Source organism: Streptomyces sp. NPDC046931 (assembly GCF_040644655.1).
In the GTDB taxonomy this organism is placed as follows: Bacteria; Actinomycetota; Actinomycetes; order Streptomycetales; family Streptomycetaceae; genus Streptomyces.
In genome coordinates this window covers 132115-146738 of the sequence record NZ_JBEYWX010000018.1, presented here as the reverse complement: position 1 = coordinate 146738, position 14624 = coordinate 132115, and the positions used below count along the sequence as shown (strand labels likewise).

Here is a 14624-nt window from a genome sequence, read left to right as displayed (position 1 = left end):
TCCGGCGTCATTCTCGTCACCAACGACCTGGTCTGGTGGGTCCCCTTCGCGCTGTACCTCCACGACTGCCTGCCGCAGTGGCGGTACCGGTACCGGTACCTGGTCGCAGGGCGGCGGTAGTCCTGACCGTGGCCGCGACGCTTTTCTTCGCGTACCGCACGCTGCCGCGAGCAGGGCGCCCAGATCCTGGTGTCCCTCCGGAGACAGGGGTACGGGCGCATTCCCACGACGACACGTCCTGTCGTCGGCACCGACCCGGTGACTGACCGCATCGTCATCGCCGCGCAGGCGCCACAGGTCGGGTTCGGATCGGTTCTCGCCGCTGCGTTTCGGCCCGGCGGCGTGCGGAGTCGAAGCGTCGGAGCCGGCCGACCCGGCCGTCGTTCTGGAAGCTGCCCCAGTACAGGTGGCTGTACGGGCCTGGCGGGAGAGGTGTTCGCTGACGCGGTCCGCCCTCGCTCGGGCGACCCTCCCGCGGCCACACGTCTATCGCGTGACGAATTCTTGACCGCTGCTGCGCTCTCCGCGATGCTGTGTTGCGAAACACGAGATGCGTACCGTAATAGGCAACATCTCGACCCTCTGGCAGCCGAGGAGTGGCCATGTCTCAGCAGGTCCGTGCCGTCGTCGCGCGGAGCAAGGGCGCCCCCGTCAGTGTGGAAACGATCGTCGTGCCCGACCCCGGCCCGGGTGAGGCACTGGTCAAGATCGAGGCATGCGGCGTCTGCCACACCGATCTGCACTATCGCGAGGGCGGCATCAGTGACGACTTCCCCTTCCTGCTGGGGCACGAGGCGGCGGGGGTGGTGGAGTCGGTGGGCGAGGGCGTCACGGACGTGGCGCCCGGTGACTTCGTGATCCTGAACTGGCGCGCGGTGTGCGGTCAGTGCCGTGCATGTCTGCGCGGGCGGCCCTGGTACTGCTTCAGCACGCACAACGCGAAGCAGAAGATGACCCTGACCGACGGTACGGAACTCTCGCCGGCTCTGGGCATCGGAGCCTTCGCCGAGAAGACGCTGGTGGCGGCCGGGCAGTGCACCAAGGTGGACCGGGCCGCGTCGGCGGCCGCCGCCGGACTGCTGGGCTGCGGTGTGATGGCGGGCATCGGCGCGGCCATCAACACCGGCAACGTCGGACGCGGTGACAGCGTGGCGGTCATAGGCTGCGGCGGTGTGGGCGACGCGGCGATCGTCGGATCGAATCTGGCGGGTGCGGCGAAGATCATCGCCGTGGACATCGACGACCGCAAGCTGGCCACGGCGAAGAAGCTGGGCGCGACCCACACGGTCAACTCGAAGGAGACCGACGCAGTCGACGCGGTGCGCGAGCTGACCGGGGGATTCGGCGCCGATGTCGTCATCGAGGCGGTGGGCCGTCCGGAGACGTACCGGCAGGCCTTCTACGCCCGCGATCTCGCCGGGACGGTGGTGCTGGTCGGCGTACCGACCCCGGAGATGAAGCTGGAACTGCCCCTGCTGGACGTGTTCGGCCGGGGCGGGTCGCTGAAGTCGTCCTGGTACGGCGACTGCCTGCCCTCCCGCGACTTTCCGATGCTCATCGACCTCTACCTGCAGGGCCGCCTCGACCTGGACGCCTTCGTCACCGAGACCATCGCGCTCGACGAGGTCGAGAAGGCCTTCGAGCGCATGCACCACGGTGACGTCCTGCGTTCCGTGGTGATCCTCTGATGGCAGGCGCCCGTATCGAACGCCTCGTCACCTCGGGGACGTTCTCCCTGGACGGCGGTACCTGGGACGTCGACAACAACGTGTGGATCGTCGGTGACGACAGCGAGGCGGTCGTCATCGACGCCGCTCATGACGCCGACGCCATCGTCCGGGTCCTCGGCGGACGCATCCTGCGCGCGATCGTGTCCACCCACGCGCACAACGACCACATCGGCGCCGCACCGGATCTGGCCGCCCGCACCGGCGCCCCGATCCTGCTGCACGCCGACGACCTGCCGCTGTGGAAGCACACCCATCCCGACCGGACACCGGACGGTGAGCTGACCGACGGGCAGACCGTCACGGTCGCGGGCGTCCGGCTGGCCGTGCTGCACACCCCGGGCCACGCCCCGGGAGCCGTCTGTGTGTATGCACCGGAACTCGCCGCGCTGTTCAGCGGCGACACGCTCTTCGCGGGCGGTCCCGGGGCGACGGGAAGGTCGTACAGCGACTTCCCCACCATCATCGAATCGATCAGGGAACGTCTCCTCGCGCTGCCGCACGACACGGTGGTGCACACCGGCCACGGCGAGACCACGACCATCGGCGCCGAGGCGCCGCATCTCCAGGAGTGGATCGACCGCGGCTTCTGACCGCCCGGCGAGGGCCTCGCCCCGGTGACGGTGTCCTGTGCACCGCTGTCGGCGGCGAGGCCGTCGTGCCCCCTGTTCGGCGCCTGTTCTCCCTGCTCACCCCAGTGGTTGGGGGCGCTTCGGCGTGCTCGGAGAACCGCCGTCGAAGCCGTCTGGAACCGACCCTTGGACGCCTTGACAAGGGTTTGGCGCCGCCCCCAGACTGACGTTGCGCTAATCGCAATCCGTTTCGCTATACGCACCGAGGTGTCATGATGATTCCCGCGTGCCGTCTCGCGGATCTGCCGCGAGGCGAGGCCCACAGGCTCGACATCGACCCGCCGGTCTCGGTGTTCCACACCGATGACGGCGAGCTCTTCGCCATCGACGACACCTGCACCCACCAGGACGCCTCGCTCGCGGACGGCTGGCTGGAGGGTTGCGAGGTGGAATGCCCGCTGCACGCATCGAAGTTCGACCTGAGGACCGGAGCCGTGGACGCCCCGCCGGCCAAGCTCCCGGTCCGCACGCACGAGGTCGTCGTCGAGGACGGAACGGTCTATGTGCGGCTGTCCACGGAGGCGCCCAACCTGCCGCCGTGCATCGCCTCCCGCCTGGCCGGAGACCCCGCGTGAGGACCGTGGCCGTGGTGGGCGCCTCGCTGGCCGGTCTGTCGGCCGCGCGCTCGCTGCGGAAACGGGGGTACGACGGCCGGCTGGTCGTCATCGGCGACGAGCCCCACCGGCCGTACGACAGGCCGCCGTTGTCCAAGGAGTTCCTGGCCGGTGCCATCGGCGAAGCGGATCTGGCACTGGAGAGGGACGACGAGGACCTCCGGGCGGAGTGGGTGCTCGGCGTCCGCGCCACCGGACTCGACCGCACCGGGCGGGCGATCCGGCTCGCCGACGGCCGGGAGATACGCGCCGACGGCGTGGTCATAGCGACCGGCGCGGCCGCCCGCACCCTGCCCGGCACGGAGGGTCTCGCCGGAGTCCACGCGCTGCGCACCCTCGACGACGCCCGCGCCCTGCGGGACGAACTGGCCCGGGGCGGACGGCTGGTAGTGATCGGCGGCGGCTTCATCGGCGCCGAGGTCGCCTCCACGGCCTACGGTCTCGGCCTCGAGGTCACCGTGATCGAGGCGGCGCCGACACCGCTGGCCGGGCCGCTCGGCGAGGAAATGGGCGGCATCGTCTCCGCCCTCCACGCCGACCACGGCGTACAGCTGCTGTGCGGAGTGGGGGTCAAGGGGCTGAGTGGGGAGCGCCGGGTGGATGCCGTACTGCTGGAGGACGGACGCAGCGTTCCGGCCGACACCGTGGTCGTCGGCGTGGGCGCGCGTCCCTGCGTCGAGTGGCTGCAGGGGTCCGGTGTGGCACTCGACAACGGCGTGAAGTGCGGTGCCGACGGCCGCACCAGTCTGGCCGGGGTGGTCGCCGTGGGCGACTGCGCCAACTGGTACGACCCGCACACCGGAATCCATCGCAGGGTCGAGCACTGGACCGGTGCGCTGGAACGGCCCGACGCCGCCGTGGCCGCGCTGCTCGCGCACGGCGCAACGGAACCGGGCGTGCCCCGGCCTGCGTACTTCTGGTCCGATCAGTACGGCGTGAAGATCCAGTTCGTCGGCCACGCCGCCGGGGCCGACAGCGTGACGGTCGAGGAGGGTACGACCGACGACCGAAGTTTCCTGGCCGTCTACCGGCGGGCCGGCAGACCGGTCGCCGTGCTCGGGATGAACCAACCGCGGCTCTTCACCCGCCGGCGCAAGCAGTTCACCGCCGCCGCGTCTTGACACCGCGCTTGCGATATCTCATGCTGCGTTGCATTTAAGACGCAGCGTTGCTTCATACACAACGCCGTCCGAAGTCGCTCTTCCCGGCGCGTGACTGACCTTTCCACGACGTTTCCCGAGGAGTGCAGCGTTGACCTCGACAAACCTGCCGGACAGCCTGATCGCCACCCTCCCCGGCTCCGCGTACACGGACCCCGGCATCTTCGCCCAGGAGCAGGAGCGCATCTTCGAGGCGATGTGGTTCTGCGTTGCGCGGGCATCGGACCTGCCGAAGCCCGGAGCCTTCCGCACCGTCGACGTGGGCCGCGAGAGCATCCTCGTCACCCGGGCCCGGGACAACTCGATCCGCGCCTACTTCAACGTCTGCCGGCACCGCGGAGCCAAGCTCTGCACCGATGGGACGGGCGAGGTCAAGCGTGCCTTCCAGTGCCCGTACCACGCCTGGACCTACGGCCTCGACGGCAGGCTGCTCGCGGCACCCAACCTCACCAAGATGCCCGACGTCGGCCGCACCGAGTACGGCCTGGTGAGCGTGGCCGTCCGTGAATGGCTCGGCTACGTCTGGGTCTGCCTGGCGGAGGACCCGCCCTCCTTCGAGGAGGACGTAGTCGGCGAGGTCGTCGGCCGCCTCGGCGACGTGGAGTCGATCGAGCGCTACGACATCGCGAACCTCTCGGTGGGCAAGCGGATCGTCTACGACGTCAAGGCGAACTGGAAGCTCATCATCGAGAACTTCATGGAGTGCTACCACTGCGCCACGATCCACCCCGAACTCACCGAGGTCCTGCCCGAGTTCGCCGACGGCTACGCCGCCCAGTACTACGTCGGCCACGGCGCCGAGTTCGGTGCGGAGATCCAGGGCTTCACCGTCGACGGCTCCGAGGGCCTGGACCGCATCCCCGGGGTGTCCGAGGAGCAGGACCGCCGGTACTACGCGATCACGGTCAAGCCGCAGGTCTTCATCAACCTCGTGCCCGACCATGTGATCTTCCACCGCATGTACCCGGTGGCCGTCGACCGCACTGTCGTCGAGTGCGACTGGCTCTACCTGCCCGGCGTGGTGGAGAGCGGCCAGGATGTCAGCCGGTCCGTGGAGCTCTTCGACCGGGTCAACCGCCAGGACTTCGACGCCTGCGAGCGCACCCAGCCCGGCATGAGCTCGCGGCTGTACGCCAAGGGCGGTGTGCTGGTGCCCAGTGAGCACCACATCGGCGCCTTCCACGACTGGGTGTACGAGCGTCTCGGTACGGGGCAGCCGGAGTAGCGCAGGGGTGGGATGCCCGTGGCCCGCGCCGGCGCACGCGGGCCGCTCGGCGGGCGCCGATGCGCTCAGCCCAGGTACCCCATGCGGTGGCTGATCTCCTCCGCACCCTTGACCAGTACCGGAGCCAGCTCGTGCATGCGCTCCTCGGTGAACCGGTACGAGGGCCCGGAGGCGCTGATCGACGCGATGACCTGGCCTTCCCGGTCACGGATCGGCGCGGCCATGGCGTGCAGCCCGATCTCCAGCTCCTCCAGCGTCCAGGAGTAGCCGCGCTCCCGGGCCTCGGCGAGGTTCTTCTCGAGCTTCGCCTTCGAGGAGATCGTGTGAGGGGTCACCTTCTTGAGGCCGGCATCCGCCAGCAGCGCGGCGCGCTCCTTGGCGGGCAGATGGGCCAGCATGATCTTGCCGCTGGAGGTGGCGTGCAGCGGGGTCAGCTCGCCGACCCAGTTGTGCGCGGCGACGGCGGCCGGGCCGCGCACCTGATAGAGGTTGATCGCGTAGTGCTCCTGCATGACGGCGATGTTGACCGTCTCGCCGATCTCCTCTGCGAGGCGCTCACAGACCGGACGGCCCTGCTGAGTGATGTCGAGACGTCCCGTGACCGCCCCGGCCAGGCGTACGATGCCGAAGCCGAGCCGGTACTTGCCGCGCTCGCCCGACTGCTCCACGAGACCGCGCGCCTCCAGGGCGCCGAGCAGACGGAACGCGGTCGACTTGTGAACATCGATCTCGGCGGCCACCTCGCTCACGCCCGCTTCGCCGCGCTGGGCCAGGATCTCGAGCACGCTGATGGCCCGGTCGACGGACTGCACCCCGCCGGACTGCGAGCTGTTCGTTTCGGTGTCCGGACTGTAGTTGCTCATAGCGGAACTATACGCGCAGTAAACAACGCACTTGCAAGTAATCCGGCGGAAGCGAAGACCTTATAAGTTGCGCGCTTCGCAACCTAGTGCGTATAGCGATACCCGTATTAGCATGCCTCGCGTATCGACGGCGCGAGCGAGCGAGACGAGGCACCATGGCTCCCCTGCACTACGACTTCGTCATCGTCGGCGGTGGATCAGCCGGCAGCGCACTGGCGAACCGGCTCTCGGCCGACCCCGGAAACCGGGTGCTCGTGCTGGAGGCGGGCCGGTCCGACTACCCCTGGGACGTGTTCATCCACATGCCCGCGGCGCTGACCTACCCCATCGGCAGCCGCTTCTACGACTGGAAGTACGAGTCCGAGCCCGAGCCCCACATGGGCGGCCGGCGCATCTACCACGCCCGCGGCAAGGTGCTGGGCGGCTCCAGCAGCATCAACGGCATGATCTTCCAGCGCGGCAACCCCATGGACTACGAGCGCTGGGCCGCCGACCCCGGGATGGAGACCTGGGACTACGCGCACTGCCTGCCGTACTTCCGGCGGATGGAGAACTGCCTCGCGGCCGACCCCGACGACGAGTTCCGCGGCCACGACGGTCCCCTCGTCCTCGAGCGCGGCCCCGCCACGAACCCGCTGTTCGCCGCCTTCCTCAAGGCCACCGAGGAGGCCGGCTACGCCCCCACCGACGACGTCAATGGCTACCGGCAGGAAGGCTTCGCGAAGTTCGATCGGAATGTCCACCGCGGGCGCCGGCTGTCGGCCTCCAAGGCGTACCTCAAGCCCGCCATGAAGCGGCCCAACCTCACCGTCACCACCCGCGCCCTGGTCACCAAGGTCCTCTTCGAGGGCAAGCGGGCCGTGGGCGTCGAGTACCAGCGCGGCCGGGGCCCGGTCCAGCAGGTCCGCGCCGAGGAAGTCATTCTGTGCGGCGGCGCCGTCAACTCCCCGCAGCTGCTCCAGCTCTCCGGCGTCGGCAACGCCGCCGAGCTGTCCGCCCTGGGCATCGACGTCGTCCACGACCTGCCGGGCGTCGGCGAGAACATGCAGGACCACCTGGAGGTCTACGTCCAGTACGGCTGCAAGCAGCCCGTCTCCATGCAGCCGTACATGGCGAAGTGGCGTGCCCCCTTCATCGGGCTCCAGTGGCTCTTCCGCAAGGGTCCGGCCGCGACCAACCATTTCGAGGCCGGCGGCTTCGCCCGCAGCAACGAGGACGTGGACTACCCCAACCTGATGTTCCACTTCCTGCCGGTCGCGGTCCGCTACGACGGCTCCTCGCCGTCGGGCGGCCACGGCTACCAGGTGCACGTCGGGCCCATGTACTCCGACGCCATCGGCTCCGTGAAGATCAAGAGCAAGGACCCGCGGGAACACCCGGCACTGCGCTTCAACTACCTCTCCACCGAGCAGGACCGCCGGGAGTGGGTCGAGGCGATCCGCGTGGCCCGCAAGCTGCTCAACCAGCCGGCACTCGCCCCTTACAACGACGGTGAGATCTCGCCCGGACCCTCCGTCGAGACCGACGAGGAGATCCTCGCGTGGGTCGCCAAGGAGGGCGAGACGGCCCTGCACCCGTCGTGCACCTGCAAGATGGGCACCGACGAGATGGCGGTCGTCGACCCGCTGAGCATGCGGGTGCACGGCCTGGAGGGGCTGCGGGTCGTCGACGCCTCGGTGATGCCCTACGTCACCAACGGCAACATCTACGCGCCGGTGATGATGATCGCCGAGAAGGCGGCCGACCTGATCCTCGGCAAGGAGCCGGCGGCGCCCTCCAAGGTCGCGTACTACCGCCACCGCGACGCCCGGAAGCAGGCCGGGTAGGCCTTGGGCGGCGAGGCCCTGCGGGCGCTGCTGAGTCGCGTCCGCTACGAGGTGCTGCCGGCGAAGGCGACCGAGGAGAAGGTCCTTGCCCATGTCCCGCGCGACATCGTGGTCACGGTCACGGCGTCGCCGGTCAAGGGCCTGGAACCGACCCTCGGCCTCACCGAGCGGCTTACGGCACACGGCTACCGTGTCGTCCCGCACCTGCCCGCGCGGCTGTTGCGGGACGACACGCACCTGAAGGACGTCGTCGAGCGGCTGCGCACGGTGGGCGTCGACGACGTCTTCGTCCCGGCGGGCGACGCCGACCCGCCGGCCGGGCCGTACGGCGAGGCGCTGCCCGTGCTGCGCCGACTGGACGAGCTGGGCGGGCCCTTCGCGCACCTGGGGATCACCGGATACCCGGAGAGTCATCCGCTCATCCACGACGACATCACCATCCAGGCGATGTGGGACAAGCGCGCGCACGCCACGTACATCGTCAGCAACCTGTGCTTCGATCCGCGCGTGCTCGGCGACTGGATCGCCCGTATACGGCGCCGTGACGTCACGCTGCCCGTGCGCGTGGGCGTCGCCGGACCGGTGCAGCGCGCGAAGCTGCTGTCGATGGCGACGAAGATCGGGGTGGGGGAGTCCACGCGCTTCCTGACCAAGCACGCGTCCTGGTTCCTGCGGTTCGCGACGCCCGGGGGTTACATGCCCGAGAGACTGCTCGACCGCTGCGCGGAGGCGCTCGCCGCGCCGTCGGCCCGAGTGGCAGGCCTGCACGTCTTCACGTTCAACCAGATCGCCGAGACGGAGAGGTGGCGCCGCGCCTTGCTGGACCGGCTGGGCGGCTGAGGGTGGCCACGAAACGGGGGCGGGACCGGATTCCGGCCCCGCCCCCGTCGATGCGTCGTTCAGCGGAAGACCACCGTGCGGTTCCCCTCCACCATGACGCGGCTCTCGGTGTGCCACTGCACCGCGTGGGCCAGTACCTGTGCCTCCACGTCGCGGCCCACCGTGACCAGATCGTCGGGGTCCAGGGAGTGGTCCACCCGGATCACGTCCTGCTCGATGATCTGGCCCTCGTCCAGGTCGGGCGTCACATAGTGCGCCGTCGCGCCGACCAGCTTCACCCCGCGCTCGTAGGCCTGCTGGTAGGGCTTCGCGCCCTTGAAGCTCGGCAGGAACGAGTGGTGGATGTTGATCGCGCGCCCCTCCAGCTCCTTGCACAGGTCGTCGGAGAGGACCTGCATGTAGCGGGCCAGGACCACCAGGTCGACGTTCAGCTCACGTACCAGCTCCAGCAGGCGCGCCTCCGCCTCGGGCTTGGTGTCCCTGGTCACCGGGATGTGGTGGAAGGGGATGCCGTAGGTCTCCGCCAGCCCCTCGAAGTCGCGGTGGTTGGAGACGATGGCCGGGATCTCGATGTTGAGGGCGCCGCTGCGGCAGCGGAAGAGCAGGTCGTTGAGGCAGTGGCCGAACCTGGACACCATGATCAGCGTCCGGGTCGGGGTCGCGGCGTCCCGGAGGGCCCAGGTGATCCCGTGGGCCTCGGCGACCGGGCCGAATCGGTAACGCAGCATTTCCAGATCGACGTTCGGATCGGAAACGTCGAAGTGGACTCTCATGAAGAAACGGTCCTGGAGTCGATCATCGAACTGCTGGCTCTGCAGGATGTTGCCGGAGTTCCTGACGAGAAAGCCGCTCACTGCGTGGACCAGTCCGGCCGTGTCCGGACACGAGAGTGTGAGGACGTACTCACGGCCGGGATGCGGTCGAGGGGACATATAGAGCCTCCCTTGGTGCGTATGGCACAACATGGTGAGCGATGCGCAACAAGATTGGAGTGCATGCCGCCCGCGGTCAAGAGTGCAGGGGCATCTGCCGTGATGGCCGAATCGGGATCCGCCAACCCCTTGACGTATGTCAGCTCATTCGGCCAGGGTGTTCCACCACAAGCAATTCAATGCACAATGCGCAACGAATTCCATTCGAAGGGCTCGGCGCGTGGCAGATCTGTATGTGGACGGAGAATGGCGCGCTGCGGTGGCCGGCGGCCACCGGGAGATCCGCTGTCCGGCGGACGGCACGCTCGTCGCGAGGGTGCCCGAGGGTACCCGGGCCGACACCGAGGCCGCGATCGCCGCGGCTCGGCGGGCCTTCGACACCGGCCCTTGGCCGCACACTCCCGAACGTGAGCGCGGCGCGCTCCTGCTGCGCACCGCCGACGTCATCGAGCGCGACGCCAAGGAGTTCGCCCGCGCCGAGTCGCTCGACACCGGCAAGCGCCTGGTTGAGAGCGAGTACGACATCGCCGACGTCGTCTCCTGCTTCCGCTACTACGGCGGCATCGCCGGCACCAGCGCCGGCCGGGTGGTGGACACCGGCCGCGACGACGCCCTCAGCCGGGTCACCTACGAGCCCGTCGGCGTCTGCGGACTGATCACCCCCTGGAACTACCCCCTGCTCCAGGCCTCTTGGAAGGTCGCGCCCGCCCTCCTGGCGGGCAACACCGTTGTCCTCAAGCCCAGCGAGCTGACGCCCTCCACCTCGATCCTGCTGATGCGGGCCCTGGACGAGGCCGGGCTCCCGGCAGGCGCCGCCAATCTCGTCCTGGGCAGCGGCCCCGAAGCGGGCGCCCCGCTCGCCGAGGACCCGGCCGTCGACATGGTGTCCTTCACCGGCGGCCTGGCGACCGGGCGGCACATCATGGCCACCGCCGCCGCCACGGTGAAGAAGGTCGCGCTGGAACTCGGCGGCAAGAACCCGAACGTGGTCTTCGCGGACGCGGACTTCGAGACCGCCGTGGACTTCGCGCTCACCGCCGTCTTCCTGCACTCCGGGCAGGTCTGCTCGGCCGGCGCCCGGCTGATCGTCGAGGACTCCCTCCACGACGCCTTCGTCGACGAGGTCGTACGCCGCGCCCGACTGATCCGACTCGGCGGCCCCTTCGACCCCGAGGCGGAGACCGGGGCGCTGATCTCCGCGCAGCACCGGGAGAAGGTCGAGGCGTACGTCGCCGCCGGCCTCGCCGAGGGCGCCGTACTGCGCTGCGGCGGCGAGCGCCCCGACGACCCCGCGCTGGCGAACGGCTTCTACTATCCGCCCACCGTCCTCGACGAGTGCCGGCAGGACATGCGCGTGGTGCACGAGGAGTCCTTCGGCCCCGTGCTCACCGTCGAGCGCTTCAACGACGAGGACGACGCCGTCCGCATCGCCAACGACACGGAGTACGGACTCGCCGGAGCCGTCTGGACGCAGGACGCGGGCAAGGCCCAACGGGTCGCCCGGCGGCTGCGTCACGGCACGGTGTGGATCAACGACTACCACCCCTATGTGCCGCAAGCGGAATGGGGTGGCTTCGGGCACTCGGGCGTGGGCCGGGAACTGGGACCGACCGGACTCGACGAATACCGAGAGCCAAAGCACGTCTGGCAGAACATCCAACCCCGGCCGCAGCACTGGTTCCGCGGCTGAACGCCGAAAAGAGGTCGATCGTGACCCCAGCACAGACCGAGGTGTCGCAGCGGCGCGACACGTCCCAGGACCCCCAGGACCGCACCCCGGTCATCTCCGTGCGCCGGCTGTGGAAGGTGTTCGGGCCGAAGGCCGACCAGGTGCCGGACTCCGCGGAACTGTGCGGACTCACCCGCCGGGAGCTCATGGACCGCACCGGGTGCACCGCCGCCGTGCGCGATGTGAACTTCGAGGTGTCACCCGGTGAGGTCTTCGTCGTCATGGGTCTGTCCGGCTCCGGCAAGTCCACCCTGGTGCGATGTCTGACCCGGCTGATCGAACCCACCGCGGGCGAGGTCGTCTTCGAGGGCGAGGACATCCGGGACGCCGACCCCAAGCGGCTGCGCGAACTGCGGCGCAGCAAGTTCTCCATGGTCTTCCAGCACTTCGGGCTGCTGCCGCACCGCAGGGTCGTCGACAACGTGGCGTTCGGCCTGGAGATCCGTGGCATGGGCAGGACCGAGCGCACCAGGAAGGCCCTGGAGGTCGTCGAACTGGTGGGTCTCGCCGGATACGAGAACTCCTACCCGGACCAGCTCTCCGGCGGCATGCAGCAGCGCGTCGGTCTCGCCCGCGCCCTCGCCGGCGACCCCGACGTCCTCTTCTTCGACGAGCCGTTCTCCGCGCTCGACCCGCTGATCCGCCGCGACATGCAGAGCGAGGTCATCCGCCTGCACCACGAGGTGGGCAAGACCATGGTCTTCATCACCCACGACCTCTCCGAGGCCCTGAAGCTGGGCGACCGCATCCTGATCATGCGCGACGGCAAGATGGTCCAGTGCGGCACCGGCGACGAACTCGTGGGCGCCCCCGCCGACGACTACGTACGTGACTTCGTCAAGGACGTGCCGCGCGGCGACGTACTGACCCTGCGTTGGATCATGCGCCCCGCGCAGCCGGACGATGCCCTCGACGGCCCCGAGCTCGGCCCGGACGTCGTGGTGCGCGAGGCCACCCGTGCGGTGCTCGCCGCCGAGAAGCCGGTCAAGGTCGTCGAGAACGGGAAGCTGCTCGGCATCGTGGGCGATGAGGAGATTCTCGCGGTGGTGGCCGGGCAAGAAGGCGGCGTCTGATGGCCATAGCCGTGGAGAAGCCCGAGAAGACCGACAAGGTTCGACCGGCGGCGGCCGCGCCGGCTGCCCGCAAGGTCATCAGCCGCCGCATGGCGCCGGCGGCGATCCTGGTCGCCTGGCTGGTGCTCTTCGCCGTGCTGCGCGGACGGCAGACGCTGACCCTCGCCGCCGCCGACCTCACCGGTCTGCACCGCTGGTTGAACGACGTCAACGACACCATCGGAGCCAACCGCAACTCCAACCCGCTCTTCCTCTACTTCTTCAACGAGATCCGCCTGGCCATCGACAACCTGGTGACGTTCGTCCAGTCCCTGATCTCGCAGCCCAGCGGCAGCCGCCCGGTCCCGCAGATCGGCTGGCTCGGCGTCGTCGGACTCACCGGCTACGTCTCCTGGGCCGTGGGCAACTGGCGGGTCGCCCTCCTGGCGGTGGCGGGCTTCACCTTCTTCGGGTTGCAGGGTCTGTGGCAGGAGAGCATGGACACGCTGGCGCTGACCCTGTCGGCGGTCTTCGTGGCGTTGCTCATCGGCATTCCGCTCGGTGTGTGGGCGGGGCTCTCCGACAGGGTCAACCGGATCATGACGCCCTTCCTGGACTTCATGCAGACGATGCCGGCCTTCGTCTACCTCGCTCCGCTGACGCTGGTCTTCCTCATCGGCGGGGCCTCCGCCGTGATCACCACGGTGATCTACGCGGCGCCGCCCGCCATCCGCATCACCGCGCACGCCATCCGCTCCGTACCGGAGACCACCGTCGAGGCGGCGGACTCGCTCGGCACGACCAGGTCGCAGCAACTGCTGAAAGTGCTGCTGCCGATGTCCAAGCGCACGGTGGTCATGGGCGTCAACCAGACCATCATGGCCGCCCTGGCCATGGTGACCATCGCCGCCCTGATCGACGCGCCGGGCCTCGGCAAGACCGTCGTGCAGGCCCTGCAGTCACTCGACGTCGGCACCGCCTTCAACGCCGGCCTCGCCATCGTCGTCATGGCCATCGTGCTCGACCGGGTCACCACGGCGGCGGCCGGACGCGCCGAGGCGGCCCGCCGCAGGGGCGGCCACCTCCTCAAGTGGCGCAGGCCGCTGCTGGTGGCGGGCGGGGTCGCGGCGGCCGTTCTGGTCTACCTGTCCCACACCTTCGTCTGGGCGGCCGAGTTCCCCGGCAACGGCACCACCGGCAGTCACATCGCGAGCGCGGCCGACACCACGACCACCTGGCTGCAGGACCATCTCTCGGGCCTGACCAACGCCCTTCGGGACGCCATCACCAACGGCCTGCTCAACCCGTTCCAGACGCTGCTCACCGACTCCCCGTGGTGGCTCGTCGGCGCCGTTCTGGTCGCGCTCGGCGTGGTGCTCGGCGGATGGCGCGCCGGCGTGACCGCCGCGGTGTGCGTCGGGCTGCTCGTCGGCACGGGCCTGTGGTCGGACAGCATGACGACACTCGCCTCGACCGCCGTGGCCACGGTGCTGGTGATGCTGCTCGGCGCCGTCTTCGGCGTGTGGATGGGACGCAGCCTGTTCGTGGACCGGCTGGTGCGGCCCACCCTGGACGCCGCGCAGGTCATGCCGCCGTTCGTCTATCTCGTGCCGTTCCTGGCCCTCTTCGGCGCCACCCGGTTCACCGCGATCGTCGCGGCCGTCGTCTACGCGGCGCCCGTCGCCATCAAGATCATCGCGGACGGTGTGCGGAATGTTCCCGAGGCCACCGTGGAGGCGGCCACCTCGGCCGGGTGCAACACCTGGCAGATCATCACCAAGGTCCAACTGCCGATGGCACGCGGCGCCCTGACTCTCGCGACGAACCAGGGGCTGATCTACGTGCTGTCGATGGTTGTGGTGGGCGGCCTGGTAGGGGCCGGCGCCCTCGGCTACGACGTCGTGGCCGGATTCTCGCAGGGAGAGCTGTACGGAAAGGGGCTGGCGGCGGGACTCGCCATCGTACTGCTCGGAGTCATGTTCGACCGGATCACTCAGGCTGCGGCGCGACGCACCAGGGCTTAA

General features: G+C 69.3%; 12 protein-coding genes. 10 read left to right on the top strand and 2 right to left on the bottom strand.

Features of this window, described 5'->3' with window-relative positions:
* Positions 1-602: 602 nt before the first annotated feature.
* From ABZ876_RS27565 to ABZ876_RS27545, 5 genes are all read left to right on the top strand, one after another.
* On the top strand, positions 603-1688 hold the full coding sequence (locus ABZ876_RS27565) for an S-(hydroxymethyl)mycothiol dehydrogenase (protein WP_361786675.1): 1086 nt from the start codon (positions 603-605) through the stop codon (positions 1686-1688).
* Entirely contained in the window at positions 1688-2320 is a 633-nt protein-coding gene (locus ABZ876_RS27560; protein ID WP_361786672.1) for an MBL fold metallo-hydrolase, read from the top strand. The genes ABZ876_RS27565 and ABZ876_RS27560 overlap by 1 nt, the downstream gene beginning before the upstream one ends.
* A gap of 251 nt (positions 2321-2571) precedes the next feature.
* On the top strand, positions 2572-2934 hold the full coding sequence (locus ABZ876_RS27555) for a bifunctional 3-phenylpropionate/cinnamic acid dioxygenase ferredoxin subunit (protein ID WP_361786669.1): 363 nt from the start codon (positions 2572-2574) through the stop codon (positions 2932-2934).
* Entirely contained in the window at positions 2931-4094 is a 1164-nt protein-coding gene (locus ABZ876_RS27550) for an FAD-dependent oxidoreductase (protein WP_361786666.1), read from the top strand. Before ABZ876_RS27555 ends, ABZ876_RS27550 begins: the two co-directional genes overlap by 4 nt.
* 130 nt (positions 4095-4224) lie before the next feature.
* Positions 4225-5358, top strand: a complete 1134-nt coding sequence (locus tag ABZ876_RS27545) for an aromatic ring-hydroxylating dioxygenase subunit alpha (protein WP_361786663.1) — start codon at positions 4225-4227, stop codon at positions 5356-5358.
* A 65-nt stretch (positions 5359-5423) separates the two neighbouring features.
* Here the strand turns inward: ABZ876_RS27545 and ABZ876_RS27540 are convergent, their stop codons facing one another.
* Positions 5424-6221, bottom strand: coding sequence for an IclR family transcriptional regulator (locus ABZ876_RS27540; protein ID WP_234515336.1), 798 nt, complete (start codon positions 6219-6221; stop codon positions 5424-5426).
* Between the two features lie 155 nt (positions 6222-6376).
* Between ABZ876_RS27540 and betA the strand changes: the two genes are divergently transcribed.
* Together betA and ABZ876_RS27530 are read left to right on the top strand one after the other, a co-directional pair.
* The gene (gene betA / locus ABZ876_RS27535; RefSeq protein WP_361786659.1) at positions 6377-8047 is read left to right on the top strand and encodes a choline dehydrogenase; all 1671 of its coding nucleotides are present in this window, start codon (positions 6377-6379) and stop codon (positions 8045-8047) included.
* 3 nt (positions 8048-8050) lie between these two features.
* Positions 8051-8887 carry a 5,10-methylenetetrahydrofolate reductase gene (locus tag ABZ876_RS27530; RefSeq protein WP_361786656.1) on the top strand — a complete coding sequence of 279 codons (837 nt, stop codon included), beginning with the start codon at positions 8051-8053 and terminating at the stop codon, positions 8885-8887.
* Between the two features lie 59 nt (positions 8888-8946).
* Here ABZ876_RS27530 and purU read toward each other — a convergent pair whose 3' ends face one another.
* Positions 8947-9819, bottom strand: coding sequence for a formyltetrahydrofolate deformylase (gene purU, locus ABZ876_RS27525; RefSeq protein ID WP_361786653.1), 873 nt, complete (start codon positions 9817-9819; stop codon positions 8947-8949).
* Positions 9820-10039: 220 nt separating this feature from the next.
* Here purU and ABZ876_RS27520 point away from each other — a divergent pair, with 220 nt between their 5' ends.
* The 3 genes from ABZ876_RS27520 to ABZ876_RS27510 are packed head-to-tail and all read left to right on the top strand — an operon-like array spanning position 10040 to position 14624.
* Complete coding sequence (locus ABZ876_RS27520) at positions 10040-11509, top strand: aldehyde dehydrogenase family protein (RefSeq protein WP_361786650.1); 1470 nt, start codon at positions 10040-10042, stop codon at positions 11507-11509.
* A 20-nt stretch (positions 11510-11529) separates the two neighbouring features.
* Complete coding sequence (locus tag ABZ876_RS27515; protein WP_361786647.1) at positions 11530-12621, top strand: glycine betaine/L-proline ABC transporter ATP-binding protein; 1092 nt, start codon at positions 11530-11532, stop codon at positions 12619-12621.
* A complete protein-coding gene (locus ABZ876_RS27510; protein ID WP_361786644.1) occupies positions 12621-14624 on the top strand; it encodes an ABC transporter permease subunit in 2004 nt (667 codons plus the stop codon). Before ABZ876_RS27515 ends, ABZ876_RS27510 begins: the two co-directional genes overlap by 1 nt.

Excerpts from the sequence above, each read along its gene's own strand:
- ABZ876_RS27565 (WP_361786675.1), top strand. The coding sequence starts at position 603 with ATGTCTCAGCAGGTCCGTGCCGTCGTCGCGCGGAGCAAGGGCGCCCCC.
- ABZ876_RS27560 (WP_361786672.1), top strand. The coding sequence starts at position 1,688 with ATGGCAGGCGCCCGTATCGAACGCCTCGTCACCTCGGGGACGTTCTCC.
- ABZ876_RS27555 (WP_361786669.1), top strand. The coding sequence starts at position 2,572 with ATGATGATTCCCGCGTGCCGTCTCGCGGATCTGCCGCGAGGCGAGGCC.
- ABZ876_RS27540 (WP_234515336.1), bottom strand. The coding sequence starts at position 6,221 with ATGAGCAACTACAGTCCGGACACCGAAACGAACAGCTCGCAGTCCGGC.
- betA (WP_361786659.1), top strand. The coding sequence starts at position 6,377 with ATGGCTCCCCTGCACTACGACTTCGTCATCGTCGGCGGTGGATCAGCC.
- purU (WP_361786653.1), bottom strand. The coding sequence starts at position 9,819 with ATGTCCCCTCGACCGCATCCCGGCCGTGAGTACGTCCTCACACTCTCG.
- ABZ876_RS27510 (WP_361786644.1), top strand. The coding sequence starts at position 12,621 with ATGGCCATAGCCGTGGAGAAGCCCGAGAAGACCGACAAGGTTCGACCG.